The sequence below is a fragment of the Spiroplasma eriocheiris genome (assembly GCF_001029265.1).
GTDB lineage: Bacteria > Bacillota_I > Bacilli_A > Mycoplasmatales > Mycoplasmataceae > Spiroplasma > Spiroplasma eriocheiris.
Map to the genome: position 1 here is coordinate 31,315 of NZ_CP011856.1, position 17,421 is coordinate 48,735.

Sequence of the window (17,421 nt, forward strand, 5' to 3'; positions counted from 1 at the left end):
AACTATTATAATGATGCTAGTTATTATGTTAATAGCAAAGTAATGTTAAAGCATCAAGATAAATTTGCTTTTTCATATGATTTAACATTTTATTACGAAGTTTTTAAAAATAGTACCAATGTCGTTCCAGATTATTACCTATATATTACCAACGGAACGGAAAATATTAATCCCATCACGAAAACTTGAATTGATAATTTAATTATTACGCAAGGAGTAAATGATTTAAAAAATAATAAAATTGTTATTACTGATAAATTTGCCAAAGATAACAATTATCAAATTGGTTCTGCGTTAGATTTTGGAATTTTAGGAACAATTATTCCGGAATTAAACCAACCAACTATTAGCGGGTACGGAACTAAAATTGATACTTTATCCCAATCTAGTGATTTTTCAATGACTGGCGATGCCAAGAAATATGCGGCAGTTTTTGTTAACAAAAATATTCTGCAAGAACTATATAGCAAAGCATGACAACAACCCAATAAATCAAATAGTTTCAAGTTTCATATTGACCAACGAGTAAATTTTATGAATGGTAGTGATTATCAAACCTTAAAAAATGTGTTTAGTGCTACTAATGATCAAGATAAAACAATTTATGATATGGGAACAGCAGTTTTCACTAGTTTTGGAAATCTAAAGCCAGTTAGTTCAATTAACTCGATGAATATGATGGTTACCATCTACACAATTTTGGGGGTGGTAATGATTATCTTAGCTTTTGTTTTTATTAGTTTCGTAATGAAAAAAGAAATGAATAAAACAAGAAAGCAGTTAGGTATTTTTAAAGCTCTCGGTTATCGAACAAGTGAATTATCATGAATATTTACGGTCAAGACTTTGATCACTATTTTATTAGGAGTTATTTGTGGTTATTTAATTTCAATTCCATTACAAATTTATATGTATGGTCAATTTGAAAAAACCGTAACTTTTGCTTATAACCAGGATTACTATGCAGCCGGGTTTATGGTTATCCTCTTCATTGTAATTCCGTTAATCTTTACAGTTGCCTCTTATATTTCAACTTTCTTGTATATTAAAGAACCAGTTTTATCATTAGTTAATAACGGAGCAAAAGCAACCAAAAAAGTTCGCACTGGTTTAGTGTACCGTTCACTTGCTAAGCGTGGTAAAGCATTTACCTGAAGATTACAGATGGCATTTACGGCTCGGAACAAAGGAAAATTTGCTTTAGTAATTATTTTATTCTTCTATTCTTCATTTATTTTAATTCTAATGTTAGGAGCAGTCGGCGTTGGAAAATCAATTGTTAGTGGAATGTTTAATAATTTAAATCCCAACCTTGACCACCAAGAAACTTTTCGGAATTTTCCGAAAACTAATAGTAATAATAAAGGAAAGTTAACAGTTGTGGATGATTTTTATCAAAAGTTAGATTTTAAATATCAAACTTATCAAAATGTTGAAGATATTAATTTTAATAATAATAGTGCTGATTTATTTCACCAGGATGTTATTAAGATTGATCCAACTGCTCCAGATGCAAAAGATCAATATTTTGATTTATTTAATAAGTACCAAGTTGTTAACGGTAGTGTGAATCAACATTTATATTTACGTGATTTACAAACAATCTTTTTAGCAACCCAAAATAATAGTTTTGGTAAGAGTGGTGCTATTAATCCAAGTCAATATAGTGCGTTTTCATCATTAATGCTAAACTCACTAATGATGGGAGCAAATGCCAATACAATTGTTACATTTAATGAATTATGATATAATCCTACAAATGAAACTACAGTTTATGGATTGCCCGTTGTTCCGGATGGTAATTTAGATGAAAATAATATGCAAATTATTGGACTATCAAATGATCAAAAAATAGGAGGATTATATACTTCTGCTTTTAGTTGAAAAGGAATTAACAATGAACAAATAACAAAAATATTTGCTGACTATAGTAGTAGTGATAATACTATTCCCGGAATAATTTCAATTAAATTAGCAAAAGATGGTAAATACAAAATTGGTGACACCATTAAAGTTAAATCAGCAACTCCAAATAAGATTGGGGTAAATGTTAAAGTTGAAGGAATTATTAAAAATGATACAATTGGTGCAAACATTTATACTGGTTATCATAATTTAATTAATAATCTGTTTGCCACTAATACAATTGACCCGAATGATCCAAGTAAAAATATTTATAGTGGTCTTTATTCCCAACAACATTTATATGAAGGAAAAATTGATTTAAATGATATGGCAAATTCAATTTCTAAATTAAAATTTATTGGTAATAATTTATCAATTGCGGCCAGTCCTGGCCAAACTCTCCTAGAAGCATTAACTAATTTACAAACGCAAGCTGTTAGTGCAACCTTAGTTAGTGCAACTTCTGATTTCTCAATGTTACCATTAAATATTTTAAAATCTTCAATTGATGATATGCTTGATAAACAGAATAATTCAATGATCTTGTTTGAAGTTTTAACCGCTTTAATTGTTCTAATTTTATTAGCTGTCGTAGTAATGGTTATTATTGATGAAGTAATGCCAATTATTTTAACAATGAAAGCAATTGGATATAAGAATAGTCAAATCAATTTTGCAATTATGGGTAGTTATGTTATTGCAATAGTTATTACTTTTATTGTGTCATGGTTAGCATCAATGTTAGCATGACAAGGAATGGGATTATTATTGTATTCATTATTTAAAATAGTAATTGATATTCCAATTGACTACCAAGGACCATTAATTGCTTTAGCAGTTATTATAGTAATTTTAGGAACTTCTTGGTTAGTAGCAATGAATACTATCAAAAGACGAAAAGTAACTCAGATTACTGAATAATTTTAAAAACATCTAAAATAAATTTACAAATTATAAAAAAGTTAAATTTATTGGCGATGTTTTTTATGAAAGGCTAAAATTAAGTTAATGATTTGCTTGGATGCGGATTTAGTATTTTTGTTTTAAATAACTTACCACATAAATTACCAAATGTATAAATAAATATTATTGAAGCAATAAAAAGTTCAATGATTGCTCAACAACGAAACGAAATAATTAAAATTTCTTGTTGCGCAGGATTGTTAATGATATTTGCCAGATATTCACCATACATATTTTTTCCTACTGCCGAAATTGCTAACGGAAATATATAAGATACCAAAATAATATTAAACTTTTTTTCTAATAATGTTTTTAAAATTAAAACATAAAATAAGAAACTAGCAACTAAGGGAATGTTTCCAATTATTAAAATTATAATATTGGAGTCTTGATTTTTTTCAATTGCAGCAAAATTATAATTATAAGTTAGTAATAAAATTACATTTAATGTGATCAAGAGAATTAAAAATGAAGCTAAAAATTCTTTGTGACGGTTAAAAAATAAATATCCTAATCAAATGAATAGAACTAAAAAAATAAATAAAATTAAAACAATGTATCACAAAATTTGAACAAAGTGTAGATAACTTTTACCAAGATATTTAATGTCAATAATATTACAAGTAATTAAACCGATGGTAGGAAGTAATCAACATGGATTGGTGAATTTTAATTTAAAAAACGACAAATGTTGATAGACTCAAAAAATTCAAAAAGCAACTGCTAATAAAAATCCTAAAAAATAAATTATTATCCCTATTTGATAAATTCAACCTACTGTTAAAGAAGTTAGACTTTGTTTTGTTAAAATAAAACGCCCAATAGCATTAATCCCCATTGGTAAAAAAGTTAATTGTCATAATTTATCCGGTTTTTTAATAAATTCATAATGAGTTTTTTCAAAGTTTACCAATAGTTTAATAATTATCAATAAAATAAAGACAATTGCAATACTAAAAGTCACATATGATAATCATTCAGCACTAAAATGAAAACCATGATTACTTGTAAACATATTTCAACCATTACCAATTACTAAAATTCCCAGAGCCATTGGTGCTAATTCAAAGGGTAGTACCGCAAAAAATTTTTTCATAGTTTTCACCTCCTAATAAATACACCATAATTTTAGCACTTGGACGAGGAAGTCAAGTGTTTTCAAAAAAAACCTTGAAAATATTGACAATATTATTATTGTTCGTTATAAAGAAAGGATACTAAAGATATTTAGTATTTTAGGAGGTTTTTATATGTGCAAATCTTTTAATAGAAACTATGATGCGATTTATGTTGAAAAAACTTGCAAGATTTTAGAACAATACCGGAAGAGAGATTTTATTACGATGCAGTTTTTTCAATGAGATAATGGTGTAACTTTAGCGGGCATTGATGAATGTTTACAACTTTTGCGTAATAACGCCCAGGACCCTCAAAGTTTAGAAATTTATGCTTTAAAAGATGGTGATATTGTTAATAGTTTTGAACCAGTTTTAAAAATTAAAGGACATTATTACCAATTTGGCTATTTAGAAGGAATTATTGATGGGATTCTTGCTCGTCAGAGTAGTATTGCTACTAACTGTGCAAATGTTATTCAAGCAGCCAAAACAAAAGAAGTTATTTATATGAACGACCGAAGTGATAATTGAATTAACCAAGAAAATGATGGGTATGCCGCTTATGTGGGAGGAATCAGAAAATTTGTAACTCCAGCAATGATTGCTAAAATTAACGACCCAAATGTCAAAGTAGTAGGGACAATGCCTCATTCTTTAATTCAAGCCTTCAATGGTAATTTAATCGATACATTAGCGGCTTACAAGGGATGTTTCCCTAACGAAAAAATTACAGCGTTAGTTGATTATAATAATGATGTTATTAACGATAGTTTACAAGCTGCACGTGCTTTTCCAAACTTATATGCAGTTCGTGTTGATACTTCAAAAAAATTAATTGATAAATATTTTATTGGGAAAGAAGATCAATTTAAAGGGGAAAACATTTACGGTGTTAATAAACATTTAATTAAAGCATTACGACAAGAACTAGATCGTCATCATTTTGAAAAAGTTAAAATTACAGTTTCTTCTGACTTTACTGTTGAAAAAATCTGCGAGTTTGAAGCAGAAAAGGTCCCTGTAGATTTTTATGGGGTTGGTCAAATTCTAAGTAAAATCAATTTAAATTTTACAGGTGATGCTGTAATGCTAAATGATTATCCCCAAGCAAAAGTTGGACGAACTAACATTGAGTCGGACCGGTTACAAAAATACTTATTGTAAAAAGAAGTGTTTGAAAGTGAAAGTATTAATAATATTAGTAACTTTTAAATACTTTTTATTTTATTTTTTTAAACTAATAGGTTACACCCAGTTTTAAAAATTGCTTGGAAATAATATTTTTGATATAATGCATTTACCAAAGATAAATTAAAATAATAACTTAGGTAGAGGACGGAACGTGGATGTTTGTTGTAGATTCAACATTTAATTTTTTAATGGATTACAAAAATATTTTTATATTGTTTTTAAGATTAGCGATTTTTTTAACTATTTTAAAATTATCGTTTCTTTTAAATCGGCGTTTTTTTAATAATTATTTGCTCATTAATAACAAAGGACTAAAGTTAAAACTTGTTTGTTATCAATTAGGATTATATTTATGTACCCAACTAAGTAGTATTAAATTATTAACAATTTGTGATTTTGATCAAAGTAGTGAATTTTTATTTGCATTATTATGTTTAATGCAATTTATTATTTGTTGTAGTGTGATTTTTAAGGAATTAAATATTTTTAAAAAAATTCGGCATTTAACCTTGGGTCTGGTTGGCTTTATCATTATTTTAATTTTTTTAAAGATGATTCTAATATTTGAACTGGGAAATAAAAATATTTTTTCAACTACAATTATCTTTGCTACTTATGTAATTTTTATTATTTCGATTGCTAAGTTTTTAAATCATAAACAATTAATTTTAAAAAAAATTATCGTCAGTTGGATGATTTATTTAATTAATAATGTTAACCATAAAAAACTTTTTAACAATTATTTAGTTAAGATTTTTATTCTTAATTATTTAACAGAAATAATGGCGATTATCAACACTTTTATAAATTTTGATTGTTATCTTAATTATCAAAAACTAGTTATTAGTTTTGAAGAACTTGGGGAGCAAGTTAATGAAGAACAATTATTGATTAATAATTTACAACTTTTTTTAATTGTAAAAAGTTTAGTAATAATTAGAAAAGTAAGTTTTAAAAAAATAATCCTGAAACTAATGGTTGACGTGGGGTATTAACTGAATAAGTTTAAAGAATTTTAAAAATAATAAAAGAGGGAGGATTTTTAATGCGAAGACAATCATTTTTATTATTCAAAAATTCATTTAAACAAATTTGAAGAAACAAAACACAAATTATTGGATTAATTTTATTAGTCTTATTATCTTCATTAATTTTTACATTAATGCGGGTTACTACTAATCGAATTATCAATGAATATGAAACTTTAAATGAAAAATCAAATTTACATGATTTTATATTTGATTTAGATAATACTAATTATATTGGTAGTTTAACTGGAAAAACACCAGAAAACCTAGAACAAACAACTATTAATGATATTGCAAAGAATATTAATAATAGTTTTTCTTGAAGTCGGGTTGAATCACGAACATTTGAATTATCAAATAATAAACATAACCGAATTTTAAAAACAATAGCAGTTAATTATTATAGTAAAATTGATAAATTAGTAATAATTATGGGAAGTAATATTGGTGAAGACCTAACCTTAATTCACTCGGGAGTAGATATTAGTCAACAAGTGGTTGTTAATAAAGAGTTTGCTGATAATAATAATATTAAAATTGGTTCAGTAATTAGAATTCAACCAGATGATAAAGGCGAAACTTTATTAGTGGGAAGCGGAACTGATTTAATTAAAAATAACAATACTTATAATTGGTTTTATGTTACTGGTTTTGGAATTTCTGCTGATTTTGCCACACCAATTATTGACCAAACAACACCGTTACCAAATAAAAAGCGGGAAGGAATTATTTATGTTCACCCTAGTCAATTTGGTTTATCATGAAATGTTAATGATAGTTATTTATCAAATGGAGGATATTGGCTTTATAATAAATCAAGTGAAAAATTAACGATTAGTTCAAACGCTGATCGGGAAATTTATTATGTGGGAAAATGGAATAGTTTTAATAATAATGCGCGGAATCTTGAGGTAGTGTCAGCAGATATTAAAAAATCATATTTGAGTACTACTAATAAAAGTGACCCCTTGGTCTATAGTGTATTTGACCATCGCTATCGATTTGCCGCAAGAACTAGTTTATTAAAGACAACAGTTAATGCTTATCAAACATTATTAACTTTACTATTATTAATTGTACTATTTATTTCAGGCATAACAATTGCTTTAATTACCAGAAAAAATATTGATAATGCTAAAGTCCAGATTGGAATTCTCAAAGCGTTGGGATATACCAATTGAAAAATTATGAGTACAGCATTAACAATTCCGTTAGTTGGTTCTTTAATTGGTTGTTTACTGGTTTATATTCCAGCATCTTTTTTACAAATCACAACTGTTAATATTTTTGCCCAGTATTTTAACCTAAATTTTGGTAGTTTTTATATTGATTATTTATCTTTTATCTATTGTTTAATTTTAACATTTGGATTTTTAGGATTAATCTCGATGGTTATTACAGGAATTGTTATTCGTTTTAATCCAATTGAATTAATTAAATCTGAACAAATTGTTAAAATGGGACCGGTTAAACGGGCAATGAAAAAATCAGTTAATAAAGCTGGGTTTTACCATCGTTTTCGAATGTCATTGTTCACTTCCTCAATGGGGAAAATGACTTCCGTTGGTTTCACTATGTTATTAGGAACAACATTAATGACAACTTCGGTGATTGGACCAAAAATTATGGCGGATAATCAAAAAGTTAGTTACACAGGAATGAATTATAAATCAGCTGTTGAATATGCAATGCCGGCAGCTAATATGCCAATGAGTATGTTTCGAACATATAATCCCCATTTACCAAAATGAAATTATACTACTTCATCAGGGGGCGGTTTTGATTATTATCATCCTGACCGTTATGGTGATGATAAAACGAAAGAAATTTTAGCTGGGATCTTGGAAAATAAGATTAACCAAGAATATTATGCCCCAACAGCTTTGGACCCCAATGCTAGTGATGCAATTACAACATTAGGAATGAATCAATTATCTTATTTAGGTTGGAAATCGTTTACAAAGAGTTCTTTAGATGGATTAGACCGGACAACTTTTTATGAACCTTCATTAGGAGCCTTTATTATTGGATCAGCCTGGCCAGATGGATTGAAATTATATAATTTTATTATGCAAGCCGACCCTGCGAGTTTTTACACCAAAGAAAACTATGAAGTGTTAAGAACCTTCTATCGTACATACCGCTCAACAATCACAATGCATGTTCGGTATAAATTTCGATTACCAAATACAGCAGGTACTAGTCCAAAAGATATTGATTATAACCAAATTGCTGAATATATCAAAGAAGAATTAAACACTAATAGAGAGAGCGTAAGCAAAGCCTTATTAGATAATACTGGTTTTATTCAAGAATTAACTTCACCGGAATTATTTGAAAAAAATCCCCGGGATAATAAACATTATTTTCATCTAGAAAATGAAGAGGTTATTATTAACCATTCATGGAGTAATTTATCTCCAAATGAACAAGTTTTATGGTCAAACAAAGTTTTAGCATGGTTTATGACAATTTTTTATGGAAGTATTGGCCAAGCCGTTGCCCAGGGGACTTATAGTCAAGCACCATATTTTATTAAACAACAAATTGCCAATGCTTTTCAAAAAAAAGATGCAGAATTTAACCTTTCTTTTAATACAGTTCCCTTTGATCCTAGTCGAGAAGAGGTAGGAACATATTTTCGTGGAACAACTGATCAACGTTTTAATAATTCTTCTTATAAAATTACAGTGTATGGTTTACAAAGTGAGCAAGAACTGCACCGTCCTTCCTATATGCAGTTAGATGATGTAAATGGTTATCCCCTAAATTATCTTTTAACAACTCCAACGGATTTAACCACAACGCCAATTAATACTGTGATTAATCAAACAGTAGCTAAACAACTAAACTTACGCGTGGGAGATATGATTAAAATGTCAACAAATGGGCGAATTATTGAATATAAAAATGACCAGGGGAAATTTCAAAAGTTAGTCTTAGATGATATTAATTTTTCAAATATTGCGAATGCGAATGCCAATGAAACAAATGTTTCTTTAGCATTAGGAAATACTCAATTTGATTCAATTCCAAATTTAAAGGGACAACCAGCTTTCTTTAATATTGGTGGCCCTTCGGCCTTTACTAACCAAGTGCAAAATGGGAATGTCACCCAAATTAATGATGAACAAACTTATAATTTTAAGGTAGCTGGAATTTATGATGGTTATGGAGATCCTCGTGCTTATATTAGCAAAACTGCTGCTGATAAATTATTGGGTTATGATAAAACCCAAACAAAGTTATATGAAATTTTTTACAATGAATGATTTAATAAAACTAATCAAACAATTAAGGATTTTATTGATTTTACAAAGCTACCAAAAACATTAAATGAACTAGTTAGTTTAAGTAAAATTGATTTAAATGCAGCAAAAATTTTTAAAATTTTTAATCATGAATTTCCGATTTTTAATTTGAAATTATCTCAAGAAGATAATGTTGCTGATATTACTAATTCCTACACCGTTACTTCTGTGTATGGAGATTATACTACTGTTGGATTAAATGGTGGCGAATATAATGGCTTACGCTATTCAGTTAACGGAGAAGGAAGCACGGCAAATGTTTTACCATTATATGTTCATCAGCAATTACTAAGTCAAATCTCAGCAATTATTAATATGATTTTAATTGCCTTTGCCGTTTTATCATTAGTTATTTCCTTTGTTATTATCTTATTAACAAGTAATTTAGTTATTTATGAAAATCGTAAAACAATTGCCACAATGAAGGTTTTAGGTTATAGTGACATGCAAATTACCAATATTGTTATTGGGATGTATTTACCAATCATTGCCATTATGTTTATTATTGGGTTTCCATTAGGGTGATATATTATTCAAGCAGTTATTAATTATCTGGCTTATCATTCAACATGAGTTTTACCACTATTCTTTGCATGATGGTTAGTACCATTAGTAATGCTAATTGTTTTTGGAATTTATATTATTACCTTTATTATTGGCTGATATTCAATGCAAAAAATTAACCCAATTTATGCATTAAAAGTTAGTGATTAACAAGAAGTTCATAATTAATTATTATTTCATAATTTTGAAAAAAGTAATTTTTCCAAATGATATTTTTCCTTGGGTTCTTATGTTAAGATAATTCTACTTAGCAACTAATATTAATTAAAATTATCATTTATTAATAGAACCAAGCAAAATATTATCACTAGAGTTTGGAAGGAAGCGGAAATAAATGAAAAAGTTGTTATCAATATTAGGAATAATTGGATTATCAACTACAGCAACGTTTAATTTAGTTGCTTGTGATAATAATCAATCTGAGAAAGAAACTCCCAATTCAAAATTAGCATTAACAAAAGAAAATTGGGATGGTTTTATTGCTAATTATCAATGAGAATTAAATGGCAACAGTATTTTCAATGGCAAGAACCAAAAAAATAAATTAGAATTAAATTGAAGTTGAATGTTAGCAGCTTTAGGTCAAAAATTTAAAGCAGTAATTTCTGATCATTTTGACTTATCAACTATTAGTTCAAAAATATTTTTTTATACCAAATCAACAATTGACCAAGAGAGAATTTCTTTAATTACGGACCACCCCCAAACAGCTGATTGGAATAAATTTTATTTAGATTTAAACACAATTACTGATAAAGCTGAAAGTGGATTAGGAATTAATTTTAATGAAGTTTATAACTTAGATGGTTTCTTTGGCATTTATGATCAAGAAACTTATCACCAACATGTTGATTTAGAATTAAAAAAAGTTACATTTAAAGTAAAACTAACTGGGATGGAAGCAAATCCCCAACAGTTAGCAGATCAGATTGCGGGATTAACGCCTTATATTTATCAATTAAATCATGGTAATTTAAGCAAAGATGATATTGAACAAATTTTAAAATATCAAAATGGTGTTACAAACCAAAAGGTTTTTGATATTTTTAATAAACAATTAACAAATAATTTTAAAATTAATAATATTACAATTGATAATTCAACTTGAAATATTAATGAAATAAAACTCCAATCTTTACAAGTTGATTTTATTAATAAGATAAATAAATATTTAATAACTTTAAACTATCAAGTTAGTGTTCAAGTGGAACCTAAAAATAATATTTGGTCAACGGGTTCCCAAACTGCATATCTAGTTTTGGATAAATAAAATATTTAAAAATAGTTTAAACAAGTGATTGAATAAACTATTTTTTTTGATTAAGATAATTAAGGTTGAAAAAATAACAATTAAGAAGAAATGAGATGATTTAATGCCAATTATTACAATTAAAGGGGCTAAGCCAGAATGAACAATTGAATTTAAAAGAGATATGGTTAATAAAATTGCTGAATTAGCTAACTGTGATGCTAGTCGGGTTTCAGTTTGACACGATACTAGTCTCTGGGTTACTGCGAATGAAAATGAGGACCAAACACCGCCAAAAATTATTGTCACAGTCGAGTGAAAATCACGAAAAGGAATTCAAAATGAAGTTGCTGAACTAATTTATCAATATTTTAAAATCAGAACTCATCAACAAATTGATGTTATTTTTCGTGAAATTGATAATTTTTATTATGTTAATGGAGAACGCCGATAAAAAATGCAAATTGGAAAAATTAAACTGCAGACAAAAACAATTTTAGCACCAATGGCTGGAGTAACTAATGAAGCTTTTCGAATTATTTCACATGAATTAGGAGCTGGATTAGTTTATGCGGAAATGGTTAGTGATAAAGCAATTGTCCAAAAAAACCAAAAAACAATTGAAATGATTAAAGTTAATCCTCTTGAACATCCTATTTCAATGCAAATTTTTGGCACTGATTTAGAAACCTTTGTTATGGCGGCTAAATATGTTGATGAACATAGTGACTGTGATATTATTGATATTAATATGGGTTGCCCAGCTCCAAAAATCGCAATTAAATCACAAGCGGGAGCCGCGCTTTTAAAACATCCGGAACGAATTTATGAAGTGGTGAAAGGTGTTGTAGAAGCTGTTTCAAAACCAGTGACGGTAAAGATTCGGTTAGGATGAGATGAAGAAAATATTAACTGTGTAGAAGTTGCCAAGTTAATTGAAAAAGCGGGAGCCCAAGCAATTGCAGTACATGCTCGCACACGTAATCAATTTTATAGTGGGAAAGCTGATTGAAGTTGAATCAAGAAAGTCAAGACAGCCGTCAAAATTCCAGTGATTGGAAATGGTGATATTTTTACAGTCGAAGATGCCAAACGGATGTTAGATGAAACTGGATGTGATGCGGTGATGATTGCCCGGGGGGTGCAAGGAAACCCATGATTTTTTCAAGAAATTAACCACTATTTAGCAACCGGTGAAAAATTAACCTCACCAAGTATTGCAGAATGAAAACGAGTAATTTTTCGTCATGCTGATTTATTAATTGCTTTAAAAGGTGAAAGAATTGCAATTAGTGAAATGCGTAAAAACTTAGCTTTTTATTTTAAAGGAAAACCAAATGCGACAGATTATAAAGCACGAGCAACGCGGATTGAATCAAGAATTGATTTAGATAATGTTGTAAATGACTATATTGAGTATTATAATAATTCTTATAATATGAGTAAATAATTATTAAGAAATGGAGAAAAAAGATGGATAATAGAAATTTTAGTGAGCAAGAGAAAATTAGACGCGCTAAATTAGATAAATTAATTGCCAAAGGTGAAAATCCTTTTGTCATTGCCAAATTTGAAAGAACACATACTACCAAAGAATTGTATGCTGAGTTCAATAATTATACTAAAGAGCAACTAGAAACAATGGATGTTCCGGCTTTAATTAGCATTGCCGGAAGAATTAGAATGTTTCGTGAAGCCGGAAAAGCAACTTTTGCGACCTTGCAAGATCAAAATGGCACTTTTCAGATTTATGTTCGAAGTGATGCGATTGGGGAAGAAAAATATCAAGAATTTATTGACTTAGATTTAGGTGACATTATTGGAGTAACGGGAACAATGATGAAAACTAAAACTGGTGAGTTAACTGTGCGGGTAAAAACATATCATTTATTAAGCAAATCGTTAAAACCGTTGCCAGATAAATATTATGGAATGAGTGATATTGAAGAAAAATATCGTCGTCGTTATGTAGATTTAATTATGTCACCAGAAACAAAAGATGTGTTTATTAAAAGAAGTCGGATTATTTCCTTGATGCGTGAATATTTTAATAACAAAGGTTATTTAGAAGTTGAAACTCCTGTTCTACAAGTAATTCACGGCGGGGCTGCTGCTAAGCCATTTATTACCCACCATAATACTTTAGATATGGAATTTTATTTACGAGTAGCTACAGAGTTACCATTGAAAAGATTAATTGTTGGAGGGTTTGAAGGAGTTTATGAAATTGGGCGATTATTCCGGAATGAAGGAATGGACAAAAGACATAATCCCGAATTTACAACGGTTGAAATTTATATTGCTTATCAAGACATGAATTTCTTAATGGATTTAACTGAAAATACAATTTGTTATATTGCCAAAAATATTTTGAATGCTGATGAAACGGAATATGGTGGTCAATTAATTTCATTTAAACAACCTTGAAAACGTTGACATATTGTTGATGCAATTAAAGAAACAAGTGGAGTTGATTTTTGACAAAAAATGTCATTTGCCGAAGCTAAAAAACTAGCTCAGGAAAAAAACATTCATGTTGAAAAATTCCATACTAGTGTTGGACATATTATTAACTTATTTTTTGAAGAATTTGTTGAACCAATTTTAGTCCAACCAACATTTATTTATGGTCATCCTGTTGAAGTATCACCGTTAGCAAAAGCAAACGCTAGTTATCCGCGATTTACTGACCGGTTTGAATTATTTATTAATGGTCGCGAATATGCAAATGCGTATTCAGAGTTAAACAATCCAATTGAACAATATAATCGTTTTGAGAGTCAGTTGGCAGAACGGGACAATGGAAATGATGAAGCTCACGAAATGGATATTGATTTTATTGAAGCATTAGAATACGGACTGCCACCAACGGGAGGATTAGGAATTGGTATTGACCGGTTAGTAATGTTATTAACGGGACAAGATTCAATTAAAGATGTTTTATTATTCCCCCATATGCGTCCACGAGGGAAATAGGTGATTTTATGGCACACGGAATCCACATTGGATATTCTTCAATTTTAACTTTACAAGAAACAATTGCGGCAATTGCCTTAATTAAAGTTGAACTTTTAAAACGTTTTACTAAGGAATTTAACTTATTAGAAGTTGATTTTCCGTTAATTTGTAGTGAAGAGACTGGTTTTAATGATGATTTTAGAATTACTGAACGACCAATTGATTTTGATATTCAACCAAGTGGAATTGTGGGCGAAGTTTTACAATCACCCAATAAATGAAGAAGATATGCTGTTAAAAAATATGGCATTCAAGAAAACGAAGGGTTGTTAACATTCTCTAATGTTTTGCGTCGTGATATTAAACAATCCGATGTGAATGCTGTTAATTTTACGGAAATTGGTTTTGACAAACTATTAGGAAAAAATGTTTTTAGTTTTGACCTCATTCACACCACTGTTGAAAAGGTCTGAGAATGTTTGGGGGCAATTGAAAAAATTTTAATTAAGAAATATGATAAATTAACCGAAAAATTTGATAAGCAATTTAATTGAATTGCCCACAATGAATTGGAAAAATCAATGCGGCTATTAACTTACCAAGAACGGTTAAATAAATATACTCGTGAAAATGGGGCAACTGTCCTTTATGGGCTAGAAGAAATCATTCAGGATGGGATTTTAGTTCCGAATGAATCACAAGATACTTTTGATTGGAAATTATATGCCAAGATTTTTGTTTATAATTTTTATCAAGAAAAAGCAATTTGTATTGGTTATTGTGGAATTACTGTTGATAAAGAAGTTTTACAAAAACAAACAACAATTACCAAAGAAACTAATAAGATTAAAACCAAATTTGATGCGATGATTGCAACCAATGAATTACCAGTGACTTTAAGTTTTGGAATTTATAAATCACAATTAGATTTATACTTACTAGAAAAACAACATATTAGTGAAGTGATCTCCTCAGTTTGAGAAGATGACTTTATGGAATATGCAGAAAAAAATGAAATTCAGGTTCTTTAATAATGGATGCTACTTATAGTGCGATTATTGTGGGAGCTGGTAATTCACAACGTTTTCAAAGTAAAAAAAATAAGTTATTATTTAAATTAACCAATAATTTAACAATAATTGAAACAACTTTACAAACATTTTTAAATGATCAAAAATGTACTCAAATCATTGTGGGGGTTAATGATGAAATTTTTACTTATTTGCAACCAAAATATCACGATAATTACAGGGTTACTTTTACAATTGGTGGCAATGAACGTGTTGATACCATTAAAAATTGTTTATTAAACAATAAGATTATTAATGATATTATTCTAATTCATGATGGAGCTCGTTGTTATTTAACAAATGATTTTATTGACAAGATGTTAGATGACTTTGTTGCGAATGATTATCAAACCTTAATTCCCCTGTTAAGAATTAATGATGCCATTAAAAAAATTAATGATAAAGAAATTGTTGAAACAGTTCACCGATCGGAGTATGGGCTAGTTCAAACTCCCCAAATGTTTAAAACTAGTGTTTTATTGGGAGTATATCAAAATTATCAAAAAAATCCCCATAAATTAAGTCCAATTTATGATGATAGTCAATTAGTAGAATTATACGCTCCTGAAATTGCAATTCATTATTTTCCAGGAAGTAAGGATAATATTAAAGTAACTTATTTGGAAGATATAATTGATTAAAAACTTTAGGAAAATATTATATTTTATAATAATATAATGTATAATTTGTTGTGAGTTAATAATATAAAGTTTGGAATTATTAGCTCCTTGTCCGCGAAGGACCAATAGACCATAAGGAGGAAATTTTAAAGTGCGTAAATACGAAATTATGTATATTTTAAACCCAGAAAGTAATGATATTAAAGCATTACAGAACAAATTGCATGCTATTTTAGAAAATAATGGTGCAAAAATTGAAGAAATTGGTGACTGGGAAGTGATGAACTTAGCTTATCCAATTAAAAAAAGAAAAAAAGGACACTATACAGTTTTAATTGTTAATACAACAGCTCAAAATGTTGATGAATTTGTTCGTATTAGTCATATTGAACCAGATGTGTTAAGAATTTTAGTAATTAACACCGAAAAAGAAAAAGGATATCTTCAATCAACAAAATATGCAAAAACAGAAGTAAAAAACGATAAAGCCGAAAGAAATGATCGTAAACCTGGTGGTAAGAAATTTGAAAAAAAATGAGACCGCCCCGATAACAATCAACAACCTGCTGAATCAGAAAATCCAGTTAAAAAAGATCAGTAAATTATAAAAGGAGTACAACCAAAATGTTAAATAGAGTTACCTTAGTAGGAAGATTAACAAGAGATTTAGAATTACGAAATTCAGTCAATGGAAAACCATTTGTTGCTTTTACAATGGCGGTTAATAGTTCATTTAATGACCAAGTTGCTTTTGTACCATGCTTTGCTTGAAATAAAGTTGCTGAAAACATGGCCCGTTATTTAAAAAAAGGTTCGCTAATTGCTTTAGACGGTAGAATTCAAACTAGAACTGATAATAATAACAGTCAACAGATGACTATTGTGCAAGTGGTGGCGGATAGTGTGTCATTCTTAGACTCTCGTAATACTAATTCAACTACTAATGTTGATAGCATTCCAACTCCAAATAATGTTGATTTTGATAATATTACGTTTGGTGAAAATCAACAATCATCACCAAATCCCCAAAATGATAATGATGAACCAATTAGTTTTGATGGGGATGATGCCATATTATGAGATTAAGAAAGGAAGTCGACAATGAACCCAAAATTTAAAAGATTTAAAAAACAATGTTATTTTACTAAAAACAAAATGACTTATATTGATTATAAAGATGCTGAATTACTAAAAAAATTCATGTCAAATAATGGTCAAATTTTGCCGAAAAGAGTTACCGGAACTTGTGCTAAACACCAACGCATGTTAGCAACAGCTATTAAAAGAGGCCGCCAAATGGCATTATTACCATTTGTAATTGACTAGGAATAATGATGAAAAGAGAACTATTAGAGAATAAAATCCTCTAATAGTTTTTTTTCTTAGGGAAAGACTAAAATAAAACTTAAAAATAGTTTATAATTTAACTATTCAAAAACTATGG

General features: G+C 28.8%; 14 protein-coding genes. 13 read left to right on the forward strand and 1 reads right to left on the reverse strand.

Annotation, left to right across the window (positions count from 1 at the left end):
• Nucleotides 1-42 precede the first annotated feature (42 nt).
• Nucleotides 43-2,826 carry an ABC transporter permease gene (locus tag SERIO_RS00150; protein WP_236682149.1) on the forward strand — a complete coding sequence of 928 codons (2,784 nt, stop codon included), beginning with the start codon at nt 43-45 and terminating at the stop codon, nt 2,824-2,826.
• 79 nt (nt 2,827-2,905) lie between these two features.
• Here the strand turns inward: SERIO_RS00150 and SERIO_RS00155 are convergent, their stop codons facing one another.
• Nucleotides 2,906-3,964, reverse strand: coding sequence for an SLAC1 family transporter (locus SERIO_RS00155; RefSeq protein ID WP_053040789.1), 1,059 nt, complete (start codon nt 3,962-3,964; stop codon nt 2,906-2,908).
• Between the two features lie 154 nt (nt 3,965-4,118).
• Here SERIO_RS00155 and SERIO_RS00160 point away from each other — a divergent pair, with 154 nt between their 5' ends.
• The 12 genes from SERIO_RS00160 (at nt 4,119) to rpsR (ending at nt 17,303) form a co-directional block, all read left to right on the forward strand.
• Nucleotides 4,119-5,150 carry a nicotinate phosphoribosyltransferase gene (locus tag SERIO_RS00160; protein ID WP_047790925.1) on the forward strand — a complete coding sequence of 344 codons (1,032 nt, stop codon included), beginning with the start codon at nt 4,119-4,121 and terminating at the stop codon, nt 5,148-5,150.
• 182 nt (nt 5,151-5,332) lie between these two features.
• Nucleotides 5,333-6,172 (forward strand): hypothetical protein, encoded by an 840-nt coding sequence (locus SERIO_RS00165; protein WP_047790926.1) that lies wholly within the window; start codon nt 5,333-5,335, stop codon nt 6,170-6,172.
• A 50-nt stretch (nt 6,173-6,222) separates the two neighbouring features.
• A complete protein-coding gene (locus SERIO_RS00170; protein ID WP_047790927.1) occupies nt 6,223-10,230 on the forward strand; it encodes an ABC transporter permease in 4,008 nt (1,335 codons plus the stop codon).
• A gap of 184 nt (nt 10,231-10,414) precedes the next feature.
• Complete coding sequence (locus SERIO_RS00175) at nt 10,415-11,350, forward strand: lipoprotein (RefSeq protein WP_047790928.1); 936 nt, start codon at nt 10,415-10,417, stop codon at nt 11,348-11,350.
• A gap of 103 nt (nt 11,351-11,453) precedes the next feature.
• Complete coding sequence (locus tag SERIO_RS00180; RefSeq protein ID WP_047790929.1) at nt 11,454-11,783, forward strand: DUF1904 family protein; 330 nt, start codon at nt 11,454-11,456, stop codon at nt 11,781-11,783.
• Between the two features lie 3 nt (nt 11,784-11,786).
• Complete coding sequence (gene dusB / locus SERIO_RS00185; RefSeq protein WP_047790930.1) at nt 11,787-12,779, forward strand: tRNA dihydrouridine synthase DusB; 993 nt, start codon at nt 11,787-11,789, stop codon at nt 12,777-12,779.
• Nucleotides 12,780-12,802: 23 nt separating this feature from the next.
• Nucleotides 12,803-14,305 (forward strand): lysine--tRNA ligase, encoded by a 1,503-nt coding sequence (gene lysS, locus SERIO_RS00190; RefSeq protein ID WP_047790931.1) that lies wholly within the window; start codon nt 12,803-12,805, stop codon nt 14,303-14,305.
• An 8-nt stretch (nt 14,306-14,313) separates the two neighbouring features.
• Entirely contained in the window at nt 14,314-15,318 is a 1,005-nt protein-coding gene (locus SERIO_RS00195; RefSeq protein ID WP_047790932.1) for a class-II aminoacyl-tRNA synthetase family protein, read from the forward strand.
• A 2-nt stretch (nt 15,319-15,320) separates the two neighbouring features.
• On the forward strand, nt 15,321-15,998 hold the full coding sequence (locus SERIO_RS00200) for a 2-C-methyl-D-erythritol 4-phosphate cytidylyltransferase (RefSeq protein ID WP_047790933.1): 678 nt from the start codon (nt 15,321-15,323) through the stop codon (nt 15,996-15,998).
• Between the two features lie 130 nt (nt 15,999-16,128).
• Nucleotides 16,129-16,578: a 30S ribosomal protein S6 gene (gene rpsF, locus SERIO_RS00205; protein ID WP_047790934.1), complete on the forward strand. Its 450-nt coding sequence runs from the start codon at nt 16,129-16,131 to the stop codon at nt 16,576-16,578.
• A gap of 23 nt (nt 16,579-16,601) precedes the next feature.
• Nucleotides 16,602-17,063 (forward strand): single-stranded DNA-binding protein, encoded by a 462-nt coding sequence (locus SERIO_RS00210; protein WP_047790935.1) that lies wholly within the window; start codon nt 16,602-16,604, stop codon nt 17,061-17,063.
• 15 nt (nt 17,064-17,078) lie between these two features.
• Nucleotides 17,079-17,303 (forward strand): 30S ribosomal protein S18, encoded by a 225-nt coding sequence (rpsR, locus tag SERIO_RS00215; RefSeq protein ID WP_047790936.1) that lies wholly within the window; start codon nt 17,079-17,081, stop codon nt 17,301-17,303.
• Nucleotides 17,304-17,421: the final 118 nt, after the last annotated feature.